Annotated in this window: 21 protein-coding genes; 10 read left to right on the top strand and 11 right to left on the bottom strand. The window is 73.4% G+C overall.

The features are described from left to right. Nucleotides 1–89 precede the first annotated feature (89 nt). On the bottom strand, nt 90–3746 hold the full coding sequence (locus V6R91_RS06410) for a TM0106 family RecB-like putative nuclease (RefSeq protein ID WP_336394746.1): 3657 nt from the start codon (nt 3744–3746) through the stop codon (nt 90–92). A 93-nt stretch (nt 3747–3839) separates the two neighbouring features. On the opposite strand from V6R91_RS06410, the gene V6R91_RS06405 reads away from it, so the two are divergent. Next, on the top strand, nt 3840–5918 hold the full coding sequence (locus V6R91_RS06405; protein ID WP_336394745.1) for an NAD(+) synthase: 2079 nt from the start codon (nt 3840–3842) through the stop codon (nt 5916–5918). A gap of 16 nt (nt 5919–5934) precedes the next feature. On the opposite strand, the gene V6R91_RS06400 is transcribed toward V6R91_RS06405, so the two are convergent. Further along, the gene (locus tag V6R91_RS06400) at nt 5935–6516 is read right to left on the bottom strand and encodes a hypothetical protein (RefSeq protein WP_336394744.1); all 582 of its coding nucleotides are present in this window, start codon (nt 6514–6516) and stop codon (nt 5935–5937) included. A gap of 217 nt (nt 6517–6733) precedes the next feature. Between V6R91_RS06400 and V6R91_RS06395 the strand changes: the two genes are divergently transcribed. Then, the gene (locus V6R91_RS06395) at nt 6734–8218 is read left to right on the top strand and encodes a lipase maturation factor family protein (protein WP_336394743.1); all 1485 of its coding nucleotides are present in this window, start codon (nt 6734–6736) and stop codon (nt 8216–8218) included. A 19-nt stretch (nt 8219–8237) separates the two neighbouring features. Here V6R91_RS06395 and V6R91_RS06390 read toward each other — a convergent pair whose 3' ends face one another. Continuing rightward, entirely contained in the window at nt 8238–9830 is a 1593-nt protein-coding gene (locus V6R91_RS06390; RefSeq protein WP_336394742.1) for an MFS transporter, read from the bottom strand. Between the two features lie 92 nt (nt 9831–9922). Here V6R91_RS06390 and V6R91_RS06385 point away from each other — a divergent pair, with 92 nt between their 5' ends. Continuing rightward, nucleotides 9923–10480, top strand: a complete 558-nt coding sequence (locus V6R91_RS06385; protein WP_336394741.1) for a phosphorylase family protein — start codon at nt 9923–9925, stop codon at nt 10478–10480. A gap of 55 nt (nt 10481–10535) precedes the next feature. On the opposite strand, the gene V6R91_RS06380 is transcribed toward V6R91_RS06385, so the two are convergent. The 3 genes from V6R91_RS06380 to V6R91_RS06370 form a co-directional block, all read right to left on the bottom strand. Continuing rightward, nucleotides 10536–11387 (bottom strand): SGNH/GDSL hydrolase family protein, encoded by an 852-nt coding sequence (locus V6R91_RS06380; RefSeq protein WP_336394740.1) that lies wholly within the window; start codon nt 11385–11387, stop codon nt 10536–10538. 179 nt (nt 11388–11566) lie between these two features. Then, on the bottom strand, nt 11567–14593 hold the full coding sequence (locus V6R91_RS06375) for an AAA family ATPase (RefSeq protein WP_336394739.1): 3027 nt from the start codon (nt 14591–14593) through the stop codon (nt 11567–11569). Next, the gene (locus tag V6R91_RS06370) at nt 14590–15738 is read right to left on the bottom strand and encodes an exonuclease SbcCD subunit D (RefSeq protein WP_336394738.1); all 1149 of its coding nucleotides are present in this window, start codon (nt 15736–15738) and stop codon (nt 14590–14592) included. Before V6R91_RS06370 ends, V6R91_RS06375 begins: the two co-directional genes overlap by 4 nt. A 109-nt stretch (nt 15739–15847) precedes the next feature. Here V6R91_RS06370 and V6R91_RS06365 point away from each other — a divergent pair, with 109 nt between their 5' ends. From V6R91_RS06365 to V6R91_RS06350, 4 genes are all read left to right on the top strand, one after another. Continuing rightward, the gene (locus V6R91_RS06365) at nt 15848–16321 is read left to right on the top strand and encodes an 8-oxo-dGTP diphosphatase (RefSeq protein ID WP_336394737.1); all 474 of its coding nucleotides are present in this window, start codon (nt 15848–15850) and stop codon (nt 16319–16321) included. Between the two features lie 52 nt (nt 16322–16373). Further along, a complete protein-coding gene (locus V6R91_RS06360; protein ID WP_336394736.1) occupies nt 16374–16934 on the top strand; it encodes a hypothetical protein in 561 nt (186 codons plus the stop codon). 3 nt (nt 16935–16937) lie between these two features. Then, nucleotides 16938–17669, top strand: coding sequence for an alpha/beta fold hydrolase (locus V6R91_RS06355; protein ID WP_336394735.1), 732 nt, complete (start codon nt 16938–16940; stop codon nt 17667–17669). A 111-nt stretch (nt 17670–17780) separates the two neighbouring features. Next, nucleotides 17781–18008, top strand: a complete 228-nt coding sequence (locus tag V6R91_RS06350) for a hypothetical protein (RefSeq protein WP_336394734.1) — start codon at nt 17781–17783, stop codon at nt 18006–18008. A gap of 45 nt (nt 18009–18053) precedes the next feature. Here the strand turns inward: V6R91_RS06350 and V6R91_RS06345 are convergent, their stop codons facing one another. From V6R91_RS06345 to V6R91_RS06330, 4 genes are all read right to left on the bottom strand, one after another. Further along, nucleotides 18054–18488 (bottom strand): DUF1622 domain-containing protein, encoded by a 435-nt coding sequence (locus tag V6R91_RS06345; RefSeq protein WP_336395055.1) that lies wholly within the window; start codon nt 18486–18488, stop codon nt 18054–18056. A gap of 56 nt (nt 18489–18544) precedes the next feature. Beyond that, nucleotides 18545–19291 (bottom strand): hypothetical protein, encoded by a 747-nt coding sequence (locus tag V6R91_RS06340; protein WP_336394733.1) that lies wholly within the window; start codon nt 19289–19291, stop codon nt 18545–18547. A 1-nt stretch (nt 19292) separates the two neighbouring features. Continuing rightward, entirely contained in the window at nt 19293–19529 is a 237-nt protein-coding gene (locus tag V6R91_RS06335; protein ID WP_336394732.1) for a hypothetical protein, read from the bottom strand. 88 nt (nt 19530–19617) lie between these two features. After that, complete coding sequence (locus V6R91_RS06330; RefSeq protein ID WP_336394731.1) at nt 19618–19911, bottom strand: GNAT family N-acetyltransferase; 294 nt, start codon at nt 19909–19911, stop codon at nt 19618–19620. A 550-nt stretch (nt 19912–20461) separates the two neighbouring features. Between V6R91_RS06330 and V6R91_RS06325 the strand changes: the two genes are divergently transcribed. The 3 genes from V6R91_RS06325 to V6R91_RS06315 all read left to right on the top strand — a co-directional run bounded on the left by V6R91_RS06325 (nt 20462) and on the right by V6R91_RS06315 (nt 22808). After that, nucleotides 20462–21199 (top strand): winged helix-turn-helix domain-containing protein, encoded by a 738-nt coding sequence (locus V6R91_RS06325; RefSeq protein WP_336394730.1) that lies wholly within the window; start codon nt 20462–20464, stop codon nt 21197–21199. Between the two features lie 47 nt (nt 21200–21246). Beyond that, nucleotides 21247–22254 carry a DNA-3-methyladenine glycosylase family protein gene (locus V6R91_RS06320; RefSeq protein ID WP_336394729.1) on the top strand — a complete coding sequence of 336 codons (1008 nt, stop codon included), beginning with the start codon at nt 21247–21249 and terminating at the stop codon, nt 22252–22254. A 137-nt stretch (nt 22255–22391) separates the two neighbouring features. Further along, a complete protein-coding gene (locus V6R91_RS06315; protein WP_336395054.1) occupies nt 22392–22808 on the top strand; it encodes a VOC family protein in 417 nt (138 codons plus the stop codon). 18 nt (nt 22809–22826) lie between these two features. On the opposite strand, the gene V6R91_RS06310 is transcribed toward V6R91_RS06315, so the two are convergent. After that, on the bottom strand, nt 22827–23744 hold the full coding sequence (locus tag V6R91_RS06310) for an aldo/keto reductase (protein WP_336394728.1): 918 nt from the start codon (nt 23742–23744) through the stop codon (nt 22827–22829). Nucleotides 23745–23746 lie beyond the last annotated feature (2 nt).

Genomic DNA, 23746 nt, shown 5'->3' with positions numbered 1-23746 from the left:
CTCTTCGGGCGTCGGGTCTCGCGGCGTTGGGACCGGGGCAGGACGCGCCGGTGCTGTCTGTGCGACGTGTGCGCGAGTCTACGCGGCGCTCAGCCCCTGCCGACCAGTCGCGCGAAGCCGCTGAGACGGGCCACCGCCTCCGGCGTGTACGGGAGGTCGTCCAGCAGCCCGGGCGAGTACACGACGTAGGCGGTGTGCATGGCGCGCGAGATCGCGACGTTCAGGCGGTTGCGCAGGAGCAGGAACTCCAGGCCCCGCGGAGCGTCCCGCCCGCTCGATGCGGCCAATGACACGATCGCGACCGCTGCCTCCTTGCCCTGGAACTTGTCGACCGTGCCGACGGGGACGTCGGGGAAGCCGGCGGCGGCGAGCGCGGCCTCGACCGCGACCTGCTGCGCGTTGTACGGCGTGACCACGATGATGTCGCCCTGCTCGAGCGGGCGCGGCGGCAGGGCCACCGACGTCCCGTCGGCGTCCGCGGTCGCGGCGTCCGTCCAATCGCGGCCCACCAGGTCCGATACGAGGCGAGCCACCTCGGCGGCCTCCTCGAGGGACTGCGTGGCGTTTCCTCGATGGCGCAGCGGAACAGGAACGAGGCCCGGACGGATGCCGTCGATGCGGCGCAGCGCGGTCGACGGGTGCGCCTCGAGCTCGCCCCGGTACGACAGCGTCGAGACGGGCGCGGCCACCTCGGGCCGCATGCGCCGGGTCTGAGCGAGGAAGTAGCCGTACTCGGGCGGCACGACGTCGGCGCCGTCCATGACCCAGCCCAGGGCCGACGTGTCGACGGGCGCGGGGTGCGTGCCCTGGCTCACCTGCGGCAGCTGCTGGGGGTCGCCCAGCAGCAGCAGGCGGGGGGCCGCCAGCGACACCGCGATGGTGGACGCGAGCGAGAACTGCCCCGCTTCGTCGACGACGAGCAGGTCGAGGCTCCCGCGCGGCACGCGCCCCTCGTGGCTGAAGTCCCACGCCGTGCCGCCGATCACGTATCCGGATGCCTCGTGCTCGGCCGTGAACGCCGCGACGCCGTTCTTCGGGAGCACCGTGAACGAGTGGGCCGACGACGCGTCCTTCGGCGCCTTGCCGACCTGGACGGCCGGGACGCCCGCGGCGATCACGCGGTCGAGGAGCTGCTCGATCGTCGCATGGCCCTGGGCGACGACGCCCACCCGGTAGCCGTGCTCGCGGACGAGGCGCGCGATCACGTGGGACCCCACGTAGGTCTTGCCGGTGCCGGGGGGTCCCTGCACCGCGAGGTAGCTGCGGTCGAGGTCGCGGACCGCCCGTGTGATCGCGTCGACGATGTCACCGCCCGCCGCGGGCAGCAGGCCCGACAGGGTGCGCGGCGGACGACGGCAGAGGATGTCGGTGGCGGGGCCCGGGGGAAGTTCCGGTGCGGCGGCGATGACGGCATCCGCCCACGCGTCGATCGCCGCCTGCTGGTTTCCTGCCGCCGGCGGCGCCTGAGGGGTCAGCGCCAGGGGCAGGTCGGTCCAGGTCACGCCGTCGACGGCCGTCTCTTCGACGACCGCGCCGTCGTCGAGCACCTCGAGGACGGTCACCGAGCGGTACGAGTGGATCCACCGGGGCGACGGCTCGAACGGGTAGGGCGCCGGCAGCTCGTACAGCGCGAAGGGGTTCGTGCCCTCGCTCAGCCGCGTTCCCGGCGCGAGATCGCCGCGCAGTTCGACGATGCGGCGCTCCCCGCCGCGGCCGCTCTCGGCGAAGTGCCAGTCCTCGCGCACGCGGCTGCGCGCGGGATCGATCGTGACGACGTCGCGCGTCTCGTCCCAGAGCGACACCGGCTCGCGCAGCCGGAGGAAGTGCGTCGCCCAGAACGACTTCGCCTCGCGGGGGTAGTAGTCGATCGCGGCGGCCCCGAGGCGCAGCGATCGCGCGGGGACCGAGTCCTCCGGGTGGCGGTGCGCGAGGGCCTCGAGCGTGGTCGCCCGCGGCGACGGCTCGTACGCGCGCTCATCGGGCTCGGGATTGGGCGATGGCACCAGGGCGGCCTCGCGGGCGCGGTCGACCAGCCAATCGCGCAGACGGCGCGTCGACACGCAGTCGTAGCGGTTGTAGTCCGCGAGATCGTCGAGCACGAGCCGGGCCCCGGCGTCGTCGCCGTCGTCCTGCAGCGCCCGCGCCTGGACGTACCGCACGATCGAGTCGTCGCCCTTCTGGACGTCGCTCGTGCGCACCTCGTCGCCCATGTAGAGCGGTTCGAGCTTCTTGATCGAGTACGAGCGCGATCCGACCCGCAGCGCACGGCGCACGATCGGGTAGAGGTCGACGAACACGCCGTCGCGCAGGAGCCGGTCGACGTCGGCCTCACGCACGCCGTGCCGCGCGGCCATCGCCAGCAGGTGCGTGGGCTCGTAGGGGGCGTAGTGGTAGATGTGCATGCCGGGGTGCTGCTGCCGGCGCAGGTTGACGATGTCGAGGAACGTCTCGAGAGCGCGCTTCTCGTCGGCGAACGAGTGCGCCCACAGCGCCGTGTACTGCTCGCGGCTGTCGACCCATCCGAACAGGTAGTCGATCCCCCACTGCGTGGGCTCCCCCGGCAGCGACGGCTCGGTGTGCAGCGGATCGCCCTCGAAGTCGAAGAAGAGGTCGCCGTGGTCGGGACGCGGCAGCGCCCCGAGCGCCTTGGGCGCCACGACCTCGAACACCGGGACGGGCGGCGGCTCGGGCGCCGCAGCCGGCACCTCGAGGACCGCGGCCAGCGTCACCGTCCCCTGCGCCGCGACGCCGCCGTCTGGCGCGACGATGCTCTCGGCCGCCGGCGCCTGCTGTCGGGCCGGCTTCGGCGGTGTGAGCGGCGGCGTGCCGGCCGGGCTCTCGAGCTGCAGCCGCGCCTGCGTGCGCAGGGAGGCGAAGACGTCCGGATTCATCCCGACGGGACCCACTGCGGCGTGGGCGAGCTGCTCGATGGTCGAGATCCCCGCGGCGCGAAGGCGCTCGCGCTGCACCGGGCGCATCCCCGCCACGAGGAGCAGATCGCGGGATGCCACCACCTCGGCGTCGCACGTCGCGCAGCGCCCGCAGGCGACGACGGCGAGGTCGCCCCGCGGGTCTCCCCACGGGACCGGCTCGCCCGCCGCCCCGAGGTCGAGCCGGCGGTCGGCGATGAGCGCCGCGAGACGCTCGCGCCGCAGCGAGAACACCGGGAGCAGGTCGTCGACCTCGTGCTCGCTGACGCTGCCGTCGCCGAGCAGCAGCTGCACCCGGTCGGAGCGCGGAACGGCGAGCCGGTCGAGCTGGTCGACGTATGCCGCCAACTGCATGAGGGCGGTCACCCGCGCGTGGCGCGCGAGCTTCGTGTCCTGCACGAGCCACGGCCTCGTCGCCCCCGCGCCCGACGACGGGTCGCGCACGAGGAAGTCGGCGAAGCCGACGAACGAGTCGGTGGCGAAGGCGGCCTGGTAGACCACCTCGGCGTCGGAGTCCAGTGCCGCGTTGGTCAGGGCGACGGCCTCCGCGAGGGCAGCGGCGTCGGACGAGCGCGTCTCGGGGATCTGGACGACCCGATCGCCGTAGCGCCCGACGTAGTCGGCGAGCACGCGCTGCTCGTGCACCGTGCCGAGGCGCCCGGCCCGCTCGAGCGTCAGATCTTCGGGCTCTTCCACGGCGGCGATGCGCCCGAGCCGCGCGTCGATCGCCCGCAGCCACGCGAACTCGCACTCCGCGGCGGCCTTGAGATCGCTCGCGCTCCAGACGATCCGGCCTTCGTCCTCGATGTATCGCATGCCCCGCCCTTCCCCATCGACCCTAGCCGCGGCATCCGACACCCCCGGCACGACCCCGGACGGCCCGCGGGGGCACCTGACAGACTGGTGCGCATGAGCCTGCCCTTCGAGAGCGCATACCGGCACGGATTCGCCCGCGTCGCGGCCTGCACCATCCCGATCTCGATCGCCGATCCGCAGTCCAACGCCGAGGCGGTGCTGGCATCGGCCAGGGAGTGCGACGCTGAGGCGGTCGCCGTCGCGGTCTTCCCCGAGCTCTGCCTGACCGGCTACAGCATCGAGGACCTCGTCATGCAGGACGCCGTGCTCGACGCCGTCGTGGCGGCGATCGAACGGCTGGTCGAGGCATCCGTCGATCTGCTCCCGATGCTCGTGGTCGGCGCGCCGCTGCGCCATCGCAGCCGGCTGTACAACTGCGCCGTCGTGATCCACCGCGGCGAGCTGCTGGGCGTCGCGCCCAAGTCGTACCTGCCGACCTACCGCGAGTTCTACGAGCGGCGCTGGTACGCCGCCGGCGACGACCAGGGCGGGCAGGACATCCGGGTGGGTGCTCTCGAGGCGCCGTTCGGCCCGGACCTGCTGTTCGAGGCGCTCGACGTGCCGGGGCTCGTGGTGCACGCGGAGGTGTGCGAGGACGTCTGGGTCCCGATCCCGCCGTCCTCGGCCGCGGCGCTCGCGGGCGCGACCGTGCTGCTCAACCTCAGCGGCAGCCCCATCACCATCGCGCGCGCCGAAGACCGCAAGGACCTCTGCAAGTCGCAGTCGCTGCGGTGCCTGGCCGCCTACGCGTACGCCGCCGCGGGCGACGGCGAGTCCACGAACGACGTCTCGTGGGACGGCCAGACGATGATCTACGAGGGCGGCAACCTCCTCGCCGAGACGGAGCGCTTCCCCGACGGTCCCCGCAAGTCCGTCGCCGACGTCGACCTCGACCGGCTGCGGCAGGACCGGCTGCGACAGGGCACCTTCGACGACAACCGCAGGACGACGGGGGCGGATGCCGCGTTCCGCACCGTGCACTTCGAGCTCGATCCGCCGCAGGCCGACGTCGGCCTGCGGCGCGTGCTCGACCGCTTCCCGTTCGTGCCCGACGACCCGGAGCGCCTCGCGCTGGACTGCTACGAGGCCTTCAACATCCAGGTGTCCGGCCTGGTTCAGCGCATGCGCGCGATCGGCGGTCCCAAGCCCGTCATCGGGGTCTCGGGCGGCTTGGACTCGACGCACGCGCTGCTCGTGGTTGCCCGCGCCATGGATGTGATGGGCCGCCCGCGCAGCGAGATCCTGGCGTACACGATGCCCGGCTTCGCCACCAGTGAGCACACCAAGTCCAACGCCATCGCGCTGGCCGAGGCGGTGGGCGCCTCGATCGAGACGATCGACATCCGCCCGCTCGCGATCGAGATGCTCGAGCGACTGGATCACCCGTTCGCCGACGGCGAGCCGGTGCACGACATCACCTTCGAGAACGTGCAGGCGGGCCTTCGCACCGACTACCTGTTCCGGCTGGCGAACCACCACGGCGGCATGGTCATCGGCACGTCCGACCTGTCGGAGCTCGCCCTCGGCTGGGCGACCTACGGCGTCGGCGACCACATGAGCCATTACGCCGTGAACGCCGGCGTGCCCAAGACCCTCATCCAGCACGTGATCCGCTGGGTGATCTCGCACCGCGGCGACGAGGGCGGCTCGGCCGATCTGAGCGATCGCGCGCGCGAGGTGCTGCAGTCGGTCCTCGACACCGAGATCTCGCCCGAGCTCGTCCCGGCCGGACAGGACGGCAGGATGCAGTCCACCGAGGATCGCATCGGTCCGTACGCACTCCACGACTTCGCGCTGTACCACGTGCTGCGCTTCGGGTTCCGGCCGTCGAAGATCGCGTTCCTCGCGGCCGCCGCGTGGGGCGACAAGGACGCCGGCGCCTGGCCGCCCGGCTTCCCCGACGAAGACCGCTACGCCTACGACCTGCCCACGGTCGCGAAGTGGCTGCAGGTGTTCCTGAAGCGCTACTTCGCCTTCGCGCAGTTCAAGCGCTCGGCGATCCCGAACGGACCGAAGGTGTCGCCGGCCGGCTCGCTGTCTCCTCGCGGGGACTGGCGGGCCCCGTCCGACGGCAACGCCCGCGCCTGGCTCGCGGAGCTGAAGGCGGCGCTTCCCGAGCTCGTCGAGGAGTGACGACGGATGCCGCGGGTCAGCTCGCCGGAGCGTGGGTGTACGCGAGCGTGATGATCCAGCTGTCGCGCGAGAGGTCGGCCAGCTGGTAGAAGACCTTGCGATCTGGGATCCAGCCCTTCGAGAGCGGGCTGTCCAGGCGCACGTGGTCCGCGGCGACGCGCGCGCCGCGCCCGTCCGCGTCGCGCACCGCCTGGACCCGCGTCCAGTGGGCGAGGAGCTTGCGCAGGTCGTCCTCTTCGAACAGGTGCGAGTGCCTCTTCATCAGGTGCAGCTCCGCGTCGTCCGGGTGTGCGTCGCGCAGGTCGAGTCCCAGTGCGGTGTCGGCGTCGCTGACGGCCACGACCGTGGCGGCGCGGAAGCTGACGTTCCGGATCTTCAGGGGCACCTCGGCGCCGTCCACCTCCGCGATGAGCTGGGTGTGGAACCCGAACGTTCGGGGAGCCTCCCGCTCGACGCGCACGCTCTCCGGCTCGACACCGAGGCGCGTCGCGACGAGCTCCTTCGCGAGGAGGCGTTTGCGGTCATGCTCGGGCAGCTTGGGATCCCAGCCGAGCCGGGCCGTGATCCCCGTCGGAGTCTCCAGAAGCACCGATTCCATGATCCACACCCCATCCCCGCGGGCCGTCCGCACCTCCATCCTGGCGAAGCACCGAGCGGGGTGGTAGACCGCCACGCGGGCGTCGCGCAGGGGGCGCCGTCCGCGTGAGGGCGTCCGCGCGTCAACCCCCTGCCGCGCGCCCGGTCCGTGTCGCAGGATGGCACCATGAGCGGGCGGGCGGCGGAGACCGAGGCGTGACGGCGGGCACAGCTCACCTATGGACGGTTTCGCGGCGGTCGACTTCGAGTTCGCGCGGCAGGTGCTCCAGCGGGGGATCGCCGCGCTCTTCGTCGTCGCCTTCGTCTCGTCGCTGAACCAGTTCCGGCCGCTGCTCGGCGAGCGCGGGCTGCTCCCGGCGCCCGAGCTGCTGGACTGGGCCAGTTCGTCGGCCCGGGCAGGGCGCCTGCTCCGCCCGACGCTGTTCCGGTACGTGCGGTACACCGATCGCCGGCTCGTGGCGCTCTGCGCGGCCGGCATCGTCGTCGCGGCCGCGCTGGCGGCCGGCATCCCGCAGCTGGGCCCGCCGTGGGTGCCGATGGCGTGCTTCCTCGCGCTGTGGCTCGGATACATGTCGATCACGAGCATCGGCCAGACCTTCTACGGCTTCGGCTGGGAGATGCTGCTGCTCGAAGCGGGGTTCCTCGCGGCGTTCCTCGGCTCGGACGACCAGCCCCCGCCGACGGCGGTGATCGTCCTGTTCTGGTGGCTGGTGTTCCGTCTCGAGTTCGGCGCCGGCATGATCAAGATCCGCGGCGGCCGCGAGTGGCGCGACCTCACGGCGCTGATGTACCACCACGAGACGCAGCCGATGCCGGGCCCGCTGAGCCGTCAGGCGCACCTGCTCCCCCGCTGGTTCCACCGCGGCGAGGTGGTGGGGAACCACTTCGCACAGCTCGTCGTGCCGTGGTTCCTGTTCGCTCCGCTTCTCGGCACCGTCGTGCCCGGCCCGGTGCCGGCCGTCATCGGCGCGGTCGCGGCCGCCGTCGTGATCGCGACGCAGGCGTGGCTGGTCGCCACGGGCAACTTCGCCTGGCTCAACTGGATGACGATCGTGATCGCGTTCTCGGCGATCGGGCTGCCGGGGATCGGGAGCGACGCCCGCCCTGCGGCATCCGACCTGCCCTGGATCGTCGACGGGATGCCGCTGTACTGGGTCGTCGTCACCGGCGCGGTCGGGGCGCTCTACGCGGTGCTCAGCTGGTGGCCGCTTCGGAACCTCTTCGCGCGACGGCAGCTGATGAACGCGTCGTTCAACCGCTGGCAGCTCGCCAACGCGTACGGCGCCTTCGGGACGGTGACGAAGGAGCGCATCGAGATCGTCGTGGAGGGCACGATGGACGACGACCCGGATGTCGCGACGTGGCACGAGTACGGCTTCAAGGGCAAGCCCGGAGACGTCCGCCGGATCCCCCGCCAGTACGCGCCGTACCACCTGCGCCTGGACTGGCTGATGTGGTTCCTTCCGCTCGGACGGTCGCTTGATGACTGGTTCACGGCGTTCCTGGTGCGATTGCTGGAAGCGGATGCCCCGACCCTGCGCCTTCTCGCGCACGACCCGTTCGCGGGCGAGCGGCCGCGGTGGGTGCGGGCCGTCTCCTACCGCTATCGCTTCACCGGCCGGGAGGAGTTCCGGCGGACGCGAGCACGGTGGACGCGCGACCGCCGGCGCCCCGTCCTCGGGCCGGTCTCGCTGCGGCGGTGACGCGGCGGGCGTGCGGTGGTCAGGGCACGGGGTCGCCGCCGCCGCCGCTTCGGTCGGCGGCCCGGCTGCGCCGCGCCGTCAGATCGACGATCGCGACGAGGAACGCGATCCCGAGGAAGACGCCCACCGACAGCATCCCGAATGCGTAGGCGTCGTGGTACACCACGAGCTCGTCGGCGGTGCCCGACTCGCGGTAGATCGCGGAGTAGAACAGCGACAGCCCCACCGCGGTGCCCACCGCGGCGCCGATGCGCTGCCCCAGCTGGCCGACCGAGCCTGCGAGCCCGCCCCGTTTGACCGGGATGTCCGCGAGGGTGAGCGCCTGGTTCGGCGCGATGACCAGACCCCCGCCTGCCCCGCCGACGGTCATCATGGCCGCCGCGAGGTAGGGCGTCCACGCCGGATCGCTGTACAGGGCGATGAGCACGAGACCCCCGGCGCACAGCAGGACGCCGACCAGCCCCCACACCACGACGACGCGACCGTGGGCGCTGACGAGGTTGCCGCCGATCCACGAGGTGGCGGCGCTGGCCAGCGCGAAGCCGATCGACACCATCCCGGCGAACACCGGCTCGAGGCCGAGGCCGATCTGGAGGTAGAGCGTGGTGAGCAGGAACAGCGCGGGCAGCGCGGTGAAGTAGGCGGTCTGCAGAAGCGTGCCGTTGCGGTACGACGCGATGCGGAACAGACCGAGCGGGATGAGGGGGTTCCGACCGCGGGCGGCGTAGCGGCGCTCCCACGCGATGAACGCCGAGGCGAACAGCGCGAAGCCGACGAGCAGCCACCACCGCGCCGGGTCGTCGGTCGGCGCCCCCGTGGTGAACAGGAAGGGGCACATCAGCGACACGATGCTCGCGCCGAACAGCAGCACGCCGATGGGGTCGAGCTGTACGGGGCGCTGCGACGGGGTGCGCGTCTCGGGGAGCAGCCACAGGGCGAGACCGATCGCGGCCAGGCACAGCGGCACGTTCATCCAGAAGATCAGCCGCCAGCCGTCGGTCGGGCCGCCCAGCGCGATGAGCAGACCGCCCAGCGTCGGGCCGAACGCCGTCGCCAGCCCGATCGTGGCCCCGAAGAGGCCGAACGCGCGGGCGCGCTCCTTGCCCTGGAAGAGCTCCTGCGCCATGCCGAGCACCTGCGGCATCTGGATGCCGGCGGCCACGCCCTGCAGCAGCCGCGCGACGAGCAGCACCTCGGCCGTCGGCGCGAGCGCGCACAGCACGCTCGACGCGGTGTACAGCGAGAGGCCGACGACGAAGAGGGTGCGCCGCGAGCGCTGGTCGCCGAGGCGCCCCATCGGGACGAGCACCAGTCCGAACGTCAGCACGAAGCCCGACACGATGAGCTGCAGCTCGGTCGATCCGGCGTCGAGCACCTCCCCGATGGAGGGCAGCGCGACGTTGACCTTCGTCATGTCGAGGATCGTGATCGCCGCGACCGACACGCAGACCCAGAACGCCCGCCACCGTGCCCCGGCGGAGAGCGGGATCACCGCGGTGTGGGCCGGCGCGGGCCGGGCCGGCGCAGGACGGCCGGCACCGGGCGAGTCCGTGCTCGCCGTCTCCGAGACTGTGCTCGAGGACTTCAGCGGTCGCGACTCTTGCCCAGGCATCGTGCCCAGGCTAACCCCCTCCCGCCCCGGCTCGGGTCGATCGGGTCGGTTCCCGCGGGCGTGCAGGACGGGAAGCGGGAGATGATGGAGGGGTGAGACTCCTCGTCGCCGCCCTTTCCTCCGAACTCGTCGCGTTCCCCGACGACCTCCCCGGATTCCACCGGCTCGTCACCGGTCCCGGCAAGCTCCAGGCGACCTACGCCCTGACGCGCGCGCTCGATGCGACGGCCTATGACGAGGTCGTGGTGGTCGGCACCGCGGGCGCCATCGACGCGCGGCTCGAGGCATCCGTCTACGAGATTGCCGCGGCGCTGCAGCACGACGTCACCGACATCGACGGGATCGTCGGCCAGCACGTGTCGCTGCCTTCGCTGGTGGAGCTGGGCGCCGAGGGCGTCACCATCGCGACCGGCGATCACTTCGTGGACGACGCGGAGGCCGTCGAGGTGATCCGCCCGCTGGGCGCGGGCCTGGTGGACATGGAGACGTACGCGTACATCTGGGTGGCGCAGCGGTTCGAGGTGCCGATCCGCGTGCTGAAGGCGGTGTCCGACCGCGCCCAGGACGGCGCCATCACCGACTGGCACGCCGCGGTCGCCGCGTGCAGCCACCAGCTCCGTGAGCGCATCCGCGCCGACTACGGCGTCTGAGCCGCCCTGCACGCGGCATCAGACGCAGAGTCGGAGCCGTCGATCAACGACGGACTCAGGGGACCATCCACTGCGTCTTCGGCCAGGTGATCGCAGCGAGATTCGCCTGGCCCGACAGGGACGGGTGGAAGTAGTCGCGCGTGGAGAGGTCGGACCGGGCGAACGCGTAGTCCGCCACGGCGAATCCGTCGAACCGGCACTTCGCCGTCGCCGCGCACGCGTCCGAGAGCGCCTGGTTGTATTCGTTCACCCGCTGCTGCACCGCCGCCCGCCGCTGCACGTCGGCGGCCGCGGTGCTGGACGGGTTGGCCAGCATCGATCGGCACGTCTGCAGCAGGCCCCACGCGAGCCGCGCCGAGAGGCTCGATCTGTTGAGCTCGTACAGCCGCTGCAGGCTGGGAATGCTCGAGACGAAGATCTCCGGCGACCCGGGGCTGGCCGCCAAGGTGGTCAGCGCCGCGGTGACGTTCGCCGCGAAGGTGGCCGTGGGCGTCATCGCGCCGACCGTCCGGGTGCACGCGTCGTTCGCGCCGACCTCGATGGTCACGTACTGCACCGTCTGGGTCGCGGCCGCGTGGGCCTGGGCCGGGAGCGACGCGGAGGCGGCCCCGGACGTCGAGAGGTTGTACGCGGCGAGCCCGGTCGCGCCGAGCGCGCGAAGCCGGAGGAAGTGGGAGTTCACCGTTGTGCTGGAGCCGGTCGACCAGCTGTTCGCGGGGCACGACGTGAGGCTCGAGCACGTCATCGCGGCCTGCGAGATCGAGTCGCCCAGCGCCGCCATGCGGACGATCTGGGCGGTGGCGGGCGCGGCGCCGGCGGCGGGGGCCGAGGCGAGCGTGCCGGCGAGCAGGAGCGCGGATGCCGCGAACGCGGCGACGGCGCGGCGCGCCCGGGTGCTGGAACGCATGATTCCTCCGTACGTCGACGTGACGGATGGGTGCGGCACGGCGCCGCGGCGGGATGCCGGCGGGTCGAACCGGATCGCGGATTCCCCCAGGAATCCGACGGCGTCGGGTCACTGCCGCGAACGATACTCCTCGGCCCGGGTCTGCGACAGGGCGAAGCGGACGCCCCCTGCCCGAGCCGTCAGACGGACGCGACCGCGTCCTGCGTGATGACGCTCGGCCCTTCCGGCGTCGCCTCGACCGCGAGCTGTGCGGGCAACTGCTCCTTCATCGCGGCGACGTGGCTGATGACGCCGACCGTGCGACCGCCCTGGCGCAGCTCATCGAGGGTGCGCATGGCGAGATCCAGGGTCTCCTCGTCGAGCGACCCGAACCCCTCGTCGACGAAGAGCGTGTCGAGACGGATGCCGCCGGCACGCGCCGTCACCACCTCTGCGAGCCCCAGCGCGAGAGCGAGCGAGGCCAGGAACGTCTCGCCGCCGGAGAGGGACTGGGCGGGACGCGCCTGCCCCGTGTAGGCGTCCATGACCTCCAGGCCGAGGCCCGATGCCGCACCTCTGGCCGCGCGGGCGTCGGTGTGCTGCAGGCGGTAGCGCCCGGAGGACATGTCGGCGAGGCGCACGTTGGCGGCGGTGACGATCTCTTCCAGCTCGGCGGCGAGGACGAACGTCTCGAGGTCCATCTTCATCGTGTTGGGTGCCCGACCGGCGACCGTGTCGGCCAGCCGCGTGACGGCCTCCGCATCGGCGGCCTTCGCGGCGATCCCCGCGTACGAGTCGTCGATCTGCAGCGCGAGGTCGCGCAGCGCCTCGACGAGCGCATGAGCATCGCGTTCGGCCCGCAGCGCCGCCGTGCGCGCCGCGTCCGCGGCGTCCAGCGCGGCCTTCGAGCCGACGGTGTCGGCAGGCCCCTCGGGGGCGCCCGCGAGCTCCAGCTCGAGGTCGAGCAGCCGGGCGCGGGTCGCCGCGAGCTGCGCGTCGTGCGTCGCGATGCGCTCCGCCAGCGCTTCGGCCTCACGCGGCTCCAGCAGTGCCCGCCTCGCCTCCTCGGCGTCGGCGAACGCGGAGGCGCCGATCCTGTCGTCGACATCGGCGAGGCTCTCCGCCGCCGACGCGGCCGCGCGGGCGGCCTCGGCACGCGCGTCGTGCGCGCGCCGGGCGGCATCCCGGACTCTCTTCGCCTCGGCGACGCGGTCGGCCACGCTGACGTGGTCGCCGCGGGCGTCGTCGACGGCCCGCCGGGTGGCCTCGACCGTCGCGGCGAGCGCGGCCGCGCGCGGCCGGGCGGCCGCGAGCAGGTCGGCCAGCGCGGCACGGGATGCCTCGGCCTCGGCGTCCAGTGCCGCCAGCTGGGCGTGCTGCGTCATCACCTCGTCGCGGCGCTGCACCGCGCGCTCGGCCGCGGCCAGCTCATCGGCCGCCTTGCGGAGCGCATCGCGCAGCGTCTTGGCGCCCTCGCCGCCGGCGCGGGCCGCGGCGTCGCCGTGGCGCTCGCGCGCGGTGCGCGCGGCCTCCGACGCGGTCCGCTCGCGCGCGCGCGCCGCATCGCGCTCGCGCTCGGCCTCGGCGACCATCTCGTCGGTGACGGGCTCGTCAGCGGGACCGGCCGGTGCCGGGTGGGAGGTCGCCCCGCACACGGCGCACGGCTCCCCGTCGACGAGGACCGCCGCGAGCTCGCCGGCGTAGCCGTCCAGGCGGCTCTGCAGCAGCGCGGCGACGCGCGCGGCAGCCGCCGCGGCCGCGGCGGCCTGGTCGCGGTGCGCCGCCTCGCTGTCGCGCCGGACGACGGCGAGGCGCTCGGCCTCCTCCGCGGCGGCCAGGCGCTGCACCAGCTCGTCGTGGCGGGTGCGGGCGGGATCACGGCGTGCGGCGCGCTCGCGCAGCGGCTCGAGCTCGCTCTCGAGCCGCGCGAGCTCCGCCGGCACCTGGGCCCGCTGCGCGTCGAGCGCGGCGACGTCGCCCTCGAGCCGCGACGTCTCGGCCTCGGCGGCCGCCAGCTGCGCCTGCTCGTCGGCGAGCGCGGTCTCGTGCGCCAGCGCCGCCGTCCATACGGCGAGCTCGCCGGTGACGCGCTCGACGACGGCCTCGAGGTCGGCCGCGGCGTCCTCGCCGACGCGCTCGGCGATGAGCAGCCACGCCGTGTCGGCCTCGGCCGCCGCCGCCGCGGTCGCCGCGGCGGTGCGCTCGGCCCGCTCTGCGGCCTCGAGCGGCGCGCGGAGCGACTCGGCCGACCGGGCACGATCGAGCCGGTCGCGGTCGGACGCGATCCGGCTGCCGTCGGCCTCCAGCGTCGCCAGCCGCTCGCGTGCACGCGCGAGCTCGGCCTGCGCCTTCGACAGCGCGACGAGCTCCGCGTGCGCGGCCTCGGCCGCCGAGCGGGCGGCGTCGGCGGCCGTCCGCTCGTGGGTGAGCGTGTCGAGGCGGTATGCCGCACGCTGCCGGCCGAGCTCGACGGCGTCGCGGCGGGCGCCGAGGTCCGGCGTCGCGGCGACGTCAGGGCCGGCATCGGCGCCCTCGGTGTGCTCGGGGTCGTCGGCCTGCGCCGCGATGAGCCGCTCGGCCTGGGCGAGCAGCGTCCTCGCCCGCTCGGCGAGCGCATCGACCTCGCGCTGCGCGGCCTTGCTGCGTTCCCCGAGCTCGCGCGCGTACTCCTCGTAGCGGCGCGAGCCGAAGAGCGCGCGCAGCAACGACTGCCGCTCCGCCCCGGGGGCGAGGAGGAAGCGCGAGAACCGGTTCTGGGCGAGCAGGATGACCTGCTGGAACTGCTGAGCGCTGAGCCCGAGCACCTCGTCCAGCAGCAGGCCGACGTCGCGCGGCCTGGCCGCCCGGCCGATCCAGGTGCCGTCCACGAGCTCCTCGAGCTCGGCCCGGGTCGGCTCCGCCGTGAGGCCGCCGCCCCGGCGCGACGGCCGCTGGTACTCGGGGGCGCGGGTGACGCGCCACCGCCGCTCTCCGACGGTGAACTCGAGCCGCACCTCGGTGGGGTCGTCGGGCTCGCAGTGGTCGCTGCGCAGCCGCTTGTCGCCGGACTCGTAGCGCGGCACGCTGCCGTACAGGGCGAAGCAGACGCCGTCGAGGATGCTCGACTTGCCGGCCCCCGTGCGCCCCGCGATGAGGAAGATGCCGTCACGATCGAACGCGTCGAAGTCGACGCTCTGACGCTCGCGGAACGGCCCGAACCCGGTGAGCTCGAGGCGATGCAGCCTCATGCGCCGGCCTCCACCCGCGTGCGCTCCTCGAGGAGGTCCCTCACGAGGTCGGCCTCGCGCGCGGACGCCCCCTCGCCCTCGCGCACGTGCGCGAGGAACGCGTCGACGAGTTCGGCGTCGTTGCGCGCGGCGCGCACCCGCTGCGCATACGTGCGGACCTCGCCGGGCCGGGGCGCCGCGGGGGCGTGCCGGACCTCGGCGCAGAAGGGGAAGCGCGCGAGCAGGCGGCGCATGGGGTCGCGCTGCGGGAGGGCGTCGGTGTACTCGGCACGGACCCAGTGGCCGGCGTGCGCTGCGAACCGCTCGTCGGCGAGGAGCTCGTCGAGTGTGGCGCTGACGGTCGCGAGGGCCCGCGGCACCGGGAGGGGGAGCCACTGGACGTCGGCGAGTCCGTCGGCGTCGAGCTCGACGAGCCAGCACCCGCGGGGCTTGTCGCCCTCGTCGAAGCTGTAGTGCAGCGGCGCGCCGGCGTAGCGCACGCCGCGCGCGAGCTGCTGGCGACCGTGGATGTGACCGAGCGCCATGTAGTCGACACCGTCGAAGGCCGACAGCGGGACCACGTCGAGACCGCCCTGCTGGATGTCGCGCTCCAGGTGGGGCGTCGGCGCGACCCCCGCCGCGAAGCAGTGTGCGACGGCGACCGACCGGCCGCCCCGGCCGCGGGCATCGGCGCGCACCAGGTCCATCGCGCGGGTGACCACGTCGGCCTGGGTGCGCACCCCCGGCCATACGGTGCGCAGGAGCACGGGCTCGAGGTAGGGGATGCCGTAGATGTGGACGGGGCCGTGCTCGTCGCTCACCGTCACCGGCGTGCCGACGGCGGCCGGATCGGTGACGACGTGGATGCCGTCGCGCAGCAGCGCCGACTGGAACCCCAGCCGAGCGGCGGAGTCGTGGTTGCCGCTGGTGACGACGACCGTCGCTCCCGCGTCCGCGATCGCGCGCAGCGTGTCGGTCAGAAGGGTGTAGGCCGGGGCGGCGGGTGCGGCCGAGTCGAACACGTCCCCCGCGACGATCACGGCGTCGACGGCATGCTCGCGCACCTGCCCGACCAGCGCTTCGAGCACGCCGCGCAGCGCGTCGAGCGTCGAGTGGCCGTGGAACGACCGCCCGATGTGCCAGTCCGAGGTGTGCAGGATGCGCATGCCCACAAGGTACGTTCGCCTGCCGACATCGCCGGTGAGGCAGGCCGGGCATCCGGGGATCGCGCGGGCCTGCACGGTCCGCGCCGGGCGCCGGGCGTAGCCTCGACGCATGTCCTTGCCCGAGGTCTGCGTCGTCTATCTGCTGCGGCGCGGGCCTGGGGGCACGGAGGTGCTGCTCGGCGACAAGCGGACCGGTCTCGGCCAGGGGAAGGTCGTCGGGATCGGCGGCAAGCTCGACCACGGAGAATCGGCCGAGGAGGCCGCGGTCCGCGAGGTCGAGGAGGAGATCGGCGTGCGGATCGAGGCATCCGCTCTGCATCTCGCGGGCACGATCGACTACCACTTCCCCACGCGGCCCGCCTGGTCGCAGCGGTCCACGGTCTTCGTGTGCCGCAGGTTCCAGGGCGTGCCCGTCGAGACGGCGGAGATCACGCCTCGCTGGTACGCGCTGGACGCGGTGCCGTACCCGCGGATGTGGGACGACGCCTCGCGATGGCTGCCCGGCGTGCTGCGCGGCGGCACCGTCGACGCCCGCTTCACGTTCGGGTCCGATCTGTCCACCGTCGTGCTCACCGCGGTGTGAACACGCGAGCGGCGCACTCCCGCTCCGGGGTCGCGACGTCTTATCGTTGAGCATGGCGCTGACCGCAGACACCGCTCCACGATCGACCGTCGTGGCACTCGTCGGCGCCGACAGCGACGAGCTGCTGACCGGCTTGGCCGATGTGCCGGCCCTGGTCGCGCTGTCGCTGCGCGAGGCCGAGCCGGCCGTCGCGGCGCACCTCGTCGCGTCGGTGTCGATGCCCTACGTCGTGCACGACGCAGATCCCCTCGAGCACGTGGCATCGGCGTGGGTCGAGCTCTACGAGGAGCGCTCGACGCTCGGGTCGCTCGAGACGGAGGTGGGGGCGCTGCTCGACCTCTTCGCCTCGGGCGAGGCGGTCATGCCGGACTACTACGTGGTCGCCGGCCCCGAGGCGATCGAGGGGACGTGGCGGCACTGGTGGCTGGGCGCGCTCGCGCATCGTGCCCCGTCGCGGGTGCTGCCGGTCGAAGCGTCGGGGGCGGCCCTGCGGGCGCGGCTGCGCAGCCTGCCCGCGTCACGGCCGTGGCCCGATCCGTCGGCATGGCTCCCCCGCGTGCAGTTCGACATCCCCGATCGGGTGGGACTGCGGGACCAGAGCGGCGCCGCCTGATCGATGGCGACAGTGGAGGAGTTCGCGTACGCCGGCGCGTCGATCGTCGCCGAGCGGCGTGGCAGCGGCACGCCGCTGTACGTCCTGGTGCACGGGATCGGAATGGGGCGCAGCGTCTTCGACGATCTGGCCCACCACCTCCGGGACGGCGAGGTGATCATGCTCGACCTGCCGGGGTACGGGGAGGCTCCCGAGCCCCGCCGCGTGCTCACCATCGAGCGCACCGCCGACCTGGTCGCGGCGTATCTGCGCGCGCGGGTGGGCCGGCCCGCGGTCGTCATCGGGCACTCGATGGGAGCCCAGATCGCGCTCGAGGTCGCAGTCCGGCACCCCCGCGTGGCCGAGCGCATCGTCCTGGTGGGACCGACCGTCGACCCCGCGGCCCGCAGCGCCCCGCGCCAGCTCTGGCGCCTGCTGCGCGACATCGCGATCGAGAGCCCGCGGGTGATCGCGCGTGGCGCGCGCGAGTACGTGCGCGCCGGGCCGCACCTGCGCGCGAAGTTCCGCGCCATGCTCGTGCATCGCCCGGAGGACGTCCTCGCCCGCGCCGGCGTGCCGGCGCTGGTGCTGCGCGGCGAGCACGACCTCGTCGCTCCGCCGCAGTGGTGCCGGAGGATCGCCGACACCCTCCCCGACGGCCGGCTGCGCGAGGTGCCCGGGCACGGTCACGAGACGATGATCCGGGATGCCTCCTCCGCCGCCCGCCTCATCCGCGAGTTCGCCCGGGAGGGGTGATCCGCAGTGGCGGGACTGCCTGGTGGCGGTGGATTCCTGCCATGTGCGGCCGACCCGGCAATGTCCGACCCCCGGCGTAGGTTCACTCTGTCGGAACCAACGGAGGAAACCATGTTCGCTGTCTATGCCGCCGAGCACCAATACCGTCACGACACCTGGGCGCGGGAACGCGACCGCGCGCTGCTCGCCTCGATCCGTGAGCGGACCTCCGCGCGGGCGCCGCACCCCGCGACGAGGGCCGTCGTGCCCGCGCCGGCCCGCGCGCAGCGCGCGCCGTGGGCACGCCCGATCGGCCTGCACAACGGCGCCGAGTGCACCCCTGCGTGCGCACCCGCCTGATCATCCGCGGCCGGCCGCGCGTGTCAGCCCTGTGAGCGGCCGCGCTCAGCGCGGGCCTGGCTCGGGCGCGGCGGTGCCGGCGGCCTGGCTCGCAGCGCGGTCCCGCGCGACGGCGTCGCCGACGACCTGACCGCCGCTGCGGAGGATCGCGCGACGCCAGGGCAGGGTGCCCTCGATCTCGATCTGGATGGAGATCGACAGGATCGTCCGGATGAGGACGATGAGACCCAGGATCGCCGCCTCCTCGAGCGAGGGCTTGGACGTGATCGTGCGGATGAGATCCGCGGCGACCAGCACCTCGAGCCCGAGGAGGATGGCGCCGCCCAGGGTCGTCCGCAACACGGTGAACGCGGTGCGCCCGCCCTCGTGCCGGCCGAGGGACCTCATGCTCAGCACGAGCGCGATGACGAAGCCGGCGATCATCGCGCCGGCCCCGATCGCCTCGAAGCCGACGGCGACGACGGTGAACACGTCCTCCATGGGCACGCGCTCAGCCTAGGGCCGAGCGGTCCGTCGCCGCCGCCGGATCGCGGAACTCAGCGCGAGTCTTCGCGCCCCGATTGGGCGGGGGTATCCGCATCGCCGGTGGACACCTGCCGCGCCAGCTCCTCGACGTCGTGCTCGGGCAGGTCGATGCCGGACTGCGTGAGCCGCTGCCGCAGCACCTCCGCGATGCGCTCGAGCGGCTCGGCACCGACGTCGGAGCGCGTCTGCGCGACGATCCCGGAGACCTTCTCGACGTCGGAGGCGTTGTTCTGCGCCATCGCGGGCAGCCGCTGCTCCTGCTCCGCACCGAGCGCTCCCGGCGTGCGCTGGGCCTCGCTGACCGTGAGCGTGTCACGGCCGCCGTCGTGGCCGCGATGATCCCCGCCGTCGATGACGCCGATGCCGACCGCCTCATGACTCGGCTCGCCGCTCAGCGCGCCATCCGACGGCACGGTCGCGGCTGCGCCCTGCGCCGGCTCGGCGGGCGCCGCGGTGGCCGCTGCCTGCTCGGCCGACCCCGCGTCGGCTGCATCCGCACGGCCGGTGTCGCCGCTCTGATCCGGCGCACTCGTCGGGGGCGGGGGCGCCGCGGCGTCCGCGCCGCCCTGCTCGGGCGCCTCGGTCCAGGTGCCGGCGGGCTTGGAGTCGGGGGCGGGCTCGCCCAGGGCGGGCGGCGCCTCCGGCTGCTCGTCACGCGTCGGCTCGTGGGGCGCCGGGGTCCCTTCCGCCCCCGCGGCGTCGCCGCGATCGGGCTGGTTCACACCGGGCTGCTCGTACTCATTGCCTGTCGTGCTCATCTCAGGGCTCCTCTCCACGCTGTGCATCGGACGCGAGATCGGGGTCGGCGCCCTGGCGGGCCGCCTCGCCCTCGACGGGATCGTCCGGCGCGAGGGCGGCGTCCGTCAGCAGGTCGCCCTCAGAAACTGCGGCGCTGCGCTCCCGCGACTCGACGTCGTCCACCTGATCCCAGCCGCCTTGCGGGTCCGCGTCGATGACGCCTTCGGGAAGGTCCTGATCCGACCGATCGCGCTCCATGTCGCGCTCCTCTCGTCCTTCCCCAGCATCCCCCGCCCGCCGCGGGGCGTCATGGGGTTGACAAGATGGGCGGGCGTCGGGACGCGCGTCAGGAGCGGGACTGCAGCATCCCGCGGTGCGCCGGGTTCTCCTCGAACCAGTCGGCGACGTACCAGCAGACGGGCACGATCTTCCGGTCGCCCGTCTGCTCGAGCTCCTGCACGGCCCGGCCGACGAGCTCGCCGGCATAGCCGTGGCCCCGGAACGTCGGCACGGTGTAGGCGCGTGTCATGGCCACCGTGCGTCCGTCGTCGCGGTAGTCCAGCACGCTGACCAGATCCTCGCCCCGGTGCAGCGTGTAGCGCGAGGAGTCGGTCTCTTTGGTGAAGCGGAGCTCGGTCACCCGCACAGGCTACGCCCGCGGGCTCGGGCGGGGCGGCTGACCGGGCGATATCGCGGCATTCCTTGAGCAGGCGTCCTGCCGGCCTTCAGGGACGGCGCCGCCCGGGAGCCTGCCCGGCGCTCGCGTCAGACTGAGCAATCTGTCACATTCCTTCATGATCGAGCCTCGACATCCGTGCGATTTGACGTTTTCCGACAAACTCCGTCATAATCGGCCACATGACTGACAACGCGCTGTATCTGTCCGCCCGGGAGGCGAACAGGACTGCCGGCATGATGATGGCCGGCCGCATTGTCATGTGTTGTCGAATGTGCCACTAGCACGGTGACCCCCGTCGGACTCCTCCTCCGCTTCTGAAAACGGATCGCACGGAGTCCCCCGAAGCACCGGTTTCGTGCGTCGATCACGCGCACCCGGATCCGCTTCGCACATCGCCCAGCGTCGGGCAACAGGCCATCACCCGGCCGACGGCCCTCGCCTCCGACGACATGGGCCGCAGCACACACCAACCCGGCTCCGCCCCCGGGTTCCTCCCGCAAGGACCATCATCATGTCGAACACCGCTCTCCTCGACCGCCCCGCCACCGCTCCCGTCCGCCACCTCCGTGCCGTCGACCGCCCGGTCGGCGTCCAGCCGCCCGCGCCGGAGCCGGCCCAGCCGGCCGCGCGTGCCCTGCCCGCCGGCACCGCGCCCCGCGGCTTCGCCCTCTACGTCGGAATCGACGAAGCGAAGGCCGCTGCGTCGGGAGTGAGCCTCGGCGTGCTCGTCGACGCACTGCGACGCACCCTGGCCGACCTCGCGCCTTCCGCCGAGACGTACGCCACCGTGGCCCTCGCGCCCGTCGGCTCCGGCGGCCGCGACGTGGACGTCGTGCGGCTGGCCCTGCACGAGCCGTCCGCCGTGGCGCGCACGAAGCAGGACGAGCCCGAGGACGAGGAGATCGCCGCCGGCGGCGTCGTCGTCGACATCTCGCGCAAGCGCGTGCTCATCGACGGCGAGTCGGCCGCGTTCACCTTCAAGGAGTTCGAGCTGCTGCAGTACCTCGTGCTCCGCGAGGGCCGCACCATCGAGCGCACCGAGCTCGTCACCTCGCTCTGGCAGGGGACCTCCGACGACGACGCCCCGGGCGAGCGCACGATCGACGTGCACGTGCGCCGCCTCCGCGCGAAGCTCGGGCGCTACGAGGACATCGTGCGCACCGTCCGCGGGGTGGGCTACCGCTTCGACCGTCACGCAGACGTCGTCATCCGCTACGGTCACGGCACGCCTTCGCCCGACCGCTTCTGAATCGCGCTCCGACAGCGTGTCGGAGGCGGGGGCGTAGGGTGGGCGGCATGGCCACGTCGCTCTCGCGCACTCCCCGGACGAGGGATGCCGGGCGCTCCGCGACGCGCGCCGAGCCTCGCGATCCGCGCCCCGATCACGGGCGGCCGCTCGAGACGGAGTACCGCCCCCGTCAGCCTCTCGACCTGCGTCGCACAGTGCTCTTCCAGCGGCGCGGGGCTGCTGACCCGACGATGACGGTCTCCGGCGCCGTCATCTGGCGGGCGAGCCGGACTCCGGCCGGCGTCGCGACCCTCGCGATCCGCGAGACCCACCCCGGCGTCGTCCGAGGAGCGGCGTGGGGCCCCGGCCGGGAGTGGGCGCTTGCTCAGCTGCCGGCGCTGTGCGGCGCCGACGACGACCTCACCGGCTTCGACGCGGCGCGGCATCCGCTGATCGCCGGCGCCCACCACCGCAACCCGGGCCTGCGGCTCTCCCGCACGGGGCTCGTCTTCGACGCGCTGGCCGGCGCGATCTTCGAGCAGAAGGTGACCGGCATGCAGGCGTTCGGCGCGTGGCGCCGCATCGTGACGTGGTGCGGCGAGCGCGCGCCCGGGCCGACGCCGGTGCCGATGTTCGCACCCCCCACCATCGACGGCTGGCAGCACGTCCCGTCCTGGGTCTGGCACCGCGCGGGGCTCGAGCCGCCGCAGTCGAAGACCGTGGTGCGCGCCGCCCGCCGCGGCGACGCGCTCGTGCGCGCCGTGCTGAGCGCAGAGGACGGCGAGGCCGTCGACCGCGTGCTCCTCAGCCAGGCCGGGATCGGCCCGTGGACCTCCGCCGAGACGCGCATCCGGGCGCTCGGCGACCCCGATGCCGTGAGCGTCGGCGACTTCCACGTCGCGCACGAGGTCGGCTACGCGCTGACCGGGCACCGCGTCGACGATGACGGGATGCTGCAGCTGCTGGCCGCCTGGCCTGGCCACCGCCAGCGCGTGATCCGCCTCATCGGCGCGAGCGGCGTGCGCGAACCGCGACGCGGTCCGCGGCTGCACCCGGAGGACCACCGCGACCGCTGACCGACGCAGGACGGCGTCGGCCCGGCACGCAGGCGCGTCGCCCGGAGACCCTCTTGCCGATGTCGGAGGCCCGGACGACACTGGGACGCGCCACGCGGCCGGGCGCGGCATCCACCATCCGTCTTCAGGAGTTCGACATGCCCAGCCTCAACCCGTATCTCTCGTTCAAGAACCAGGCCCGCGAGGCGATGACGTTCTATCAGAGCGTCTTCGGGGGCGAGCTCGATATCTCGACCTTCGGTCAGTTCGAGGGCATGGTGCAGGACCCGGCAGAGGCCGACCTGGTCATGCACTCCCAGCTCACCACCCCGGACGGCTTCGTGCTCATGGCCGCCGACACCCCGACCGGCATGACGTGGCAGCAGCCGGCCGGCGTGTCGGTGTCGGTGAGCGGCGACGATGAGGCGCCGCTGCAGGGCTTCTGGGACAAGCTGGCCGACGGGGGCACCGTGACGATGCCGTTCGACACGCCGCCGTGGGGCGGGCGGTTCGGCATGCTCACCGACCGCTTCGGGATCGACTGGATGGTGGCGGTCAACGCTCCTCAGCAGTGAGCGCCCGCCGCCGTGGCGTCAGGCGTATTCGCTGTCGTCGACCGGTGACGGAGCCGGCCCGAGCGCGTCCAGCTCGGTCCACACCTCGTCGGGGATCGGCGTGGCGGCGAGCTCGTCGAGCTGCGCGAGCCGGCGAGCCGACGAGATGCCGACGATCGTCGAGTCGACCAGCGGCGAGCGCAGCGAGAAGTGCAGCGCGACCGCGGGAAGAGCCACGCCGTGCGCCGCGCACACCTGCTCGAGGCGGGCCACCCAGTCCTGCAGAGCAGGCGGTGCCGGGCGGTAGCCGTACATCGCCCCCTCCCGGGCGCCGGTCGCGAGGACCCCGGCGCCGAACGGCGCCGCGTTGAACACCGTCATGCCCCGCTCCCGCGCGTCGGCGAACACCGGTGCGGCCGACTGGTCCACGACCGTGAACCGGTTGTGGATCAGCACCGCGTCGAAGATCCCGGTGCCCACGTAGCGGGCCATCATGGGGGCGGGCCCCGCGGCGACGCCGATCGCGTCGACGCGACCGGACTCCCGCAGCTCGATGAGGCCCTCCACGGCCCCGCCGCGTGCCATCGCCTCGTCGAAGGTCACGGTGTACGGGTCGTGCAGGTGCAGGAGCGGCAGGCGGTCCACGCCCAGGCGCGCCGTCGTCTCGTCGAACGACCGCAGCACCCGCTCGCGATCGAAGGCCCCCGTCTCGGGATCGCAGTCGACCTTGGAGATGACCCGGGTGGCGGCATCCGGGCCGGTCCGCGCGATGGCGAGCCCGAGCACCGCCTCGCTCCGGCCTCCGGCGTAGTTGTTGGACGTGTCGACGAAGGCGTGCGTGCCTGCGAAGAGCTGCTCGGCGAACGCGACGGCGGCCTCCTCTTCGGGCGAGCCGGGCGCGGTGTCGCGTCCGAGGCCCGAGGTGCCGAGGGTGAGCGGGCTGACGTTGAGGGTCATGG

The organism is Microbacterium sp. CCNWLW41 (assembly GCF_037083505.1).
Note: the sequence above shows the minus strand (reverse complement) of the source record. Positions and strands in the feature narration are given on the sequence as shown.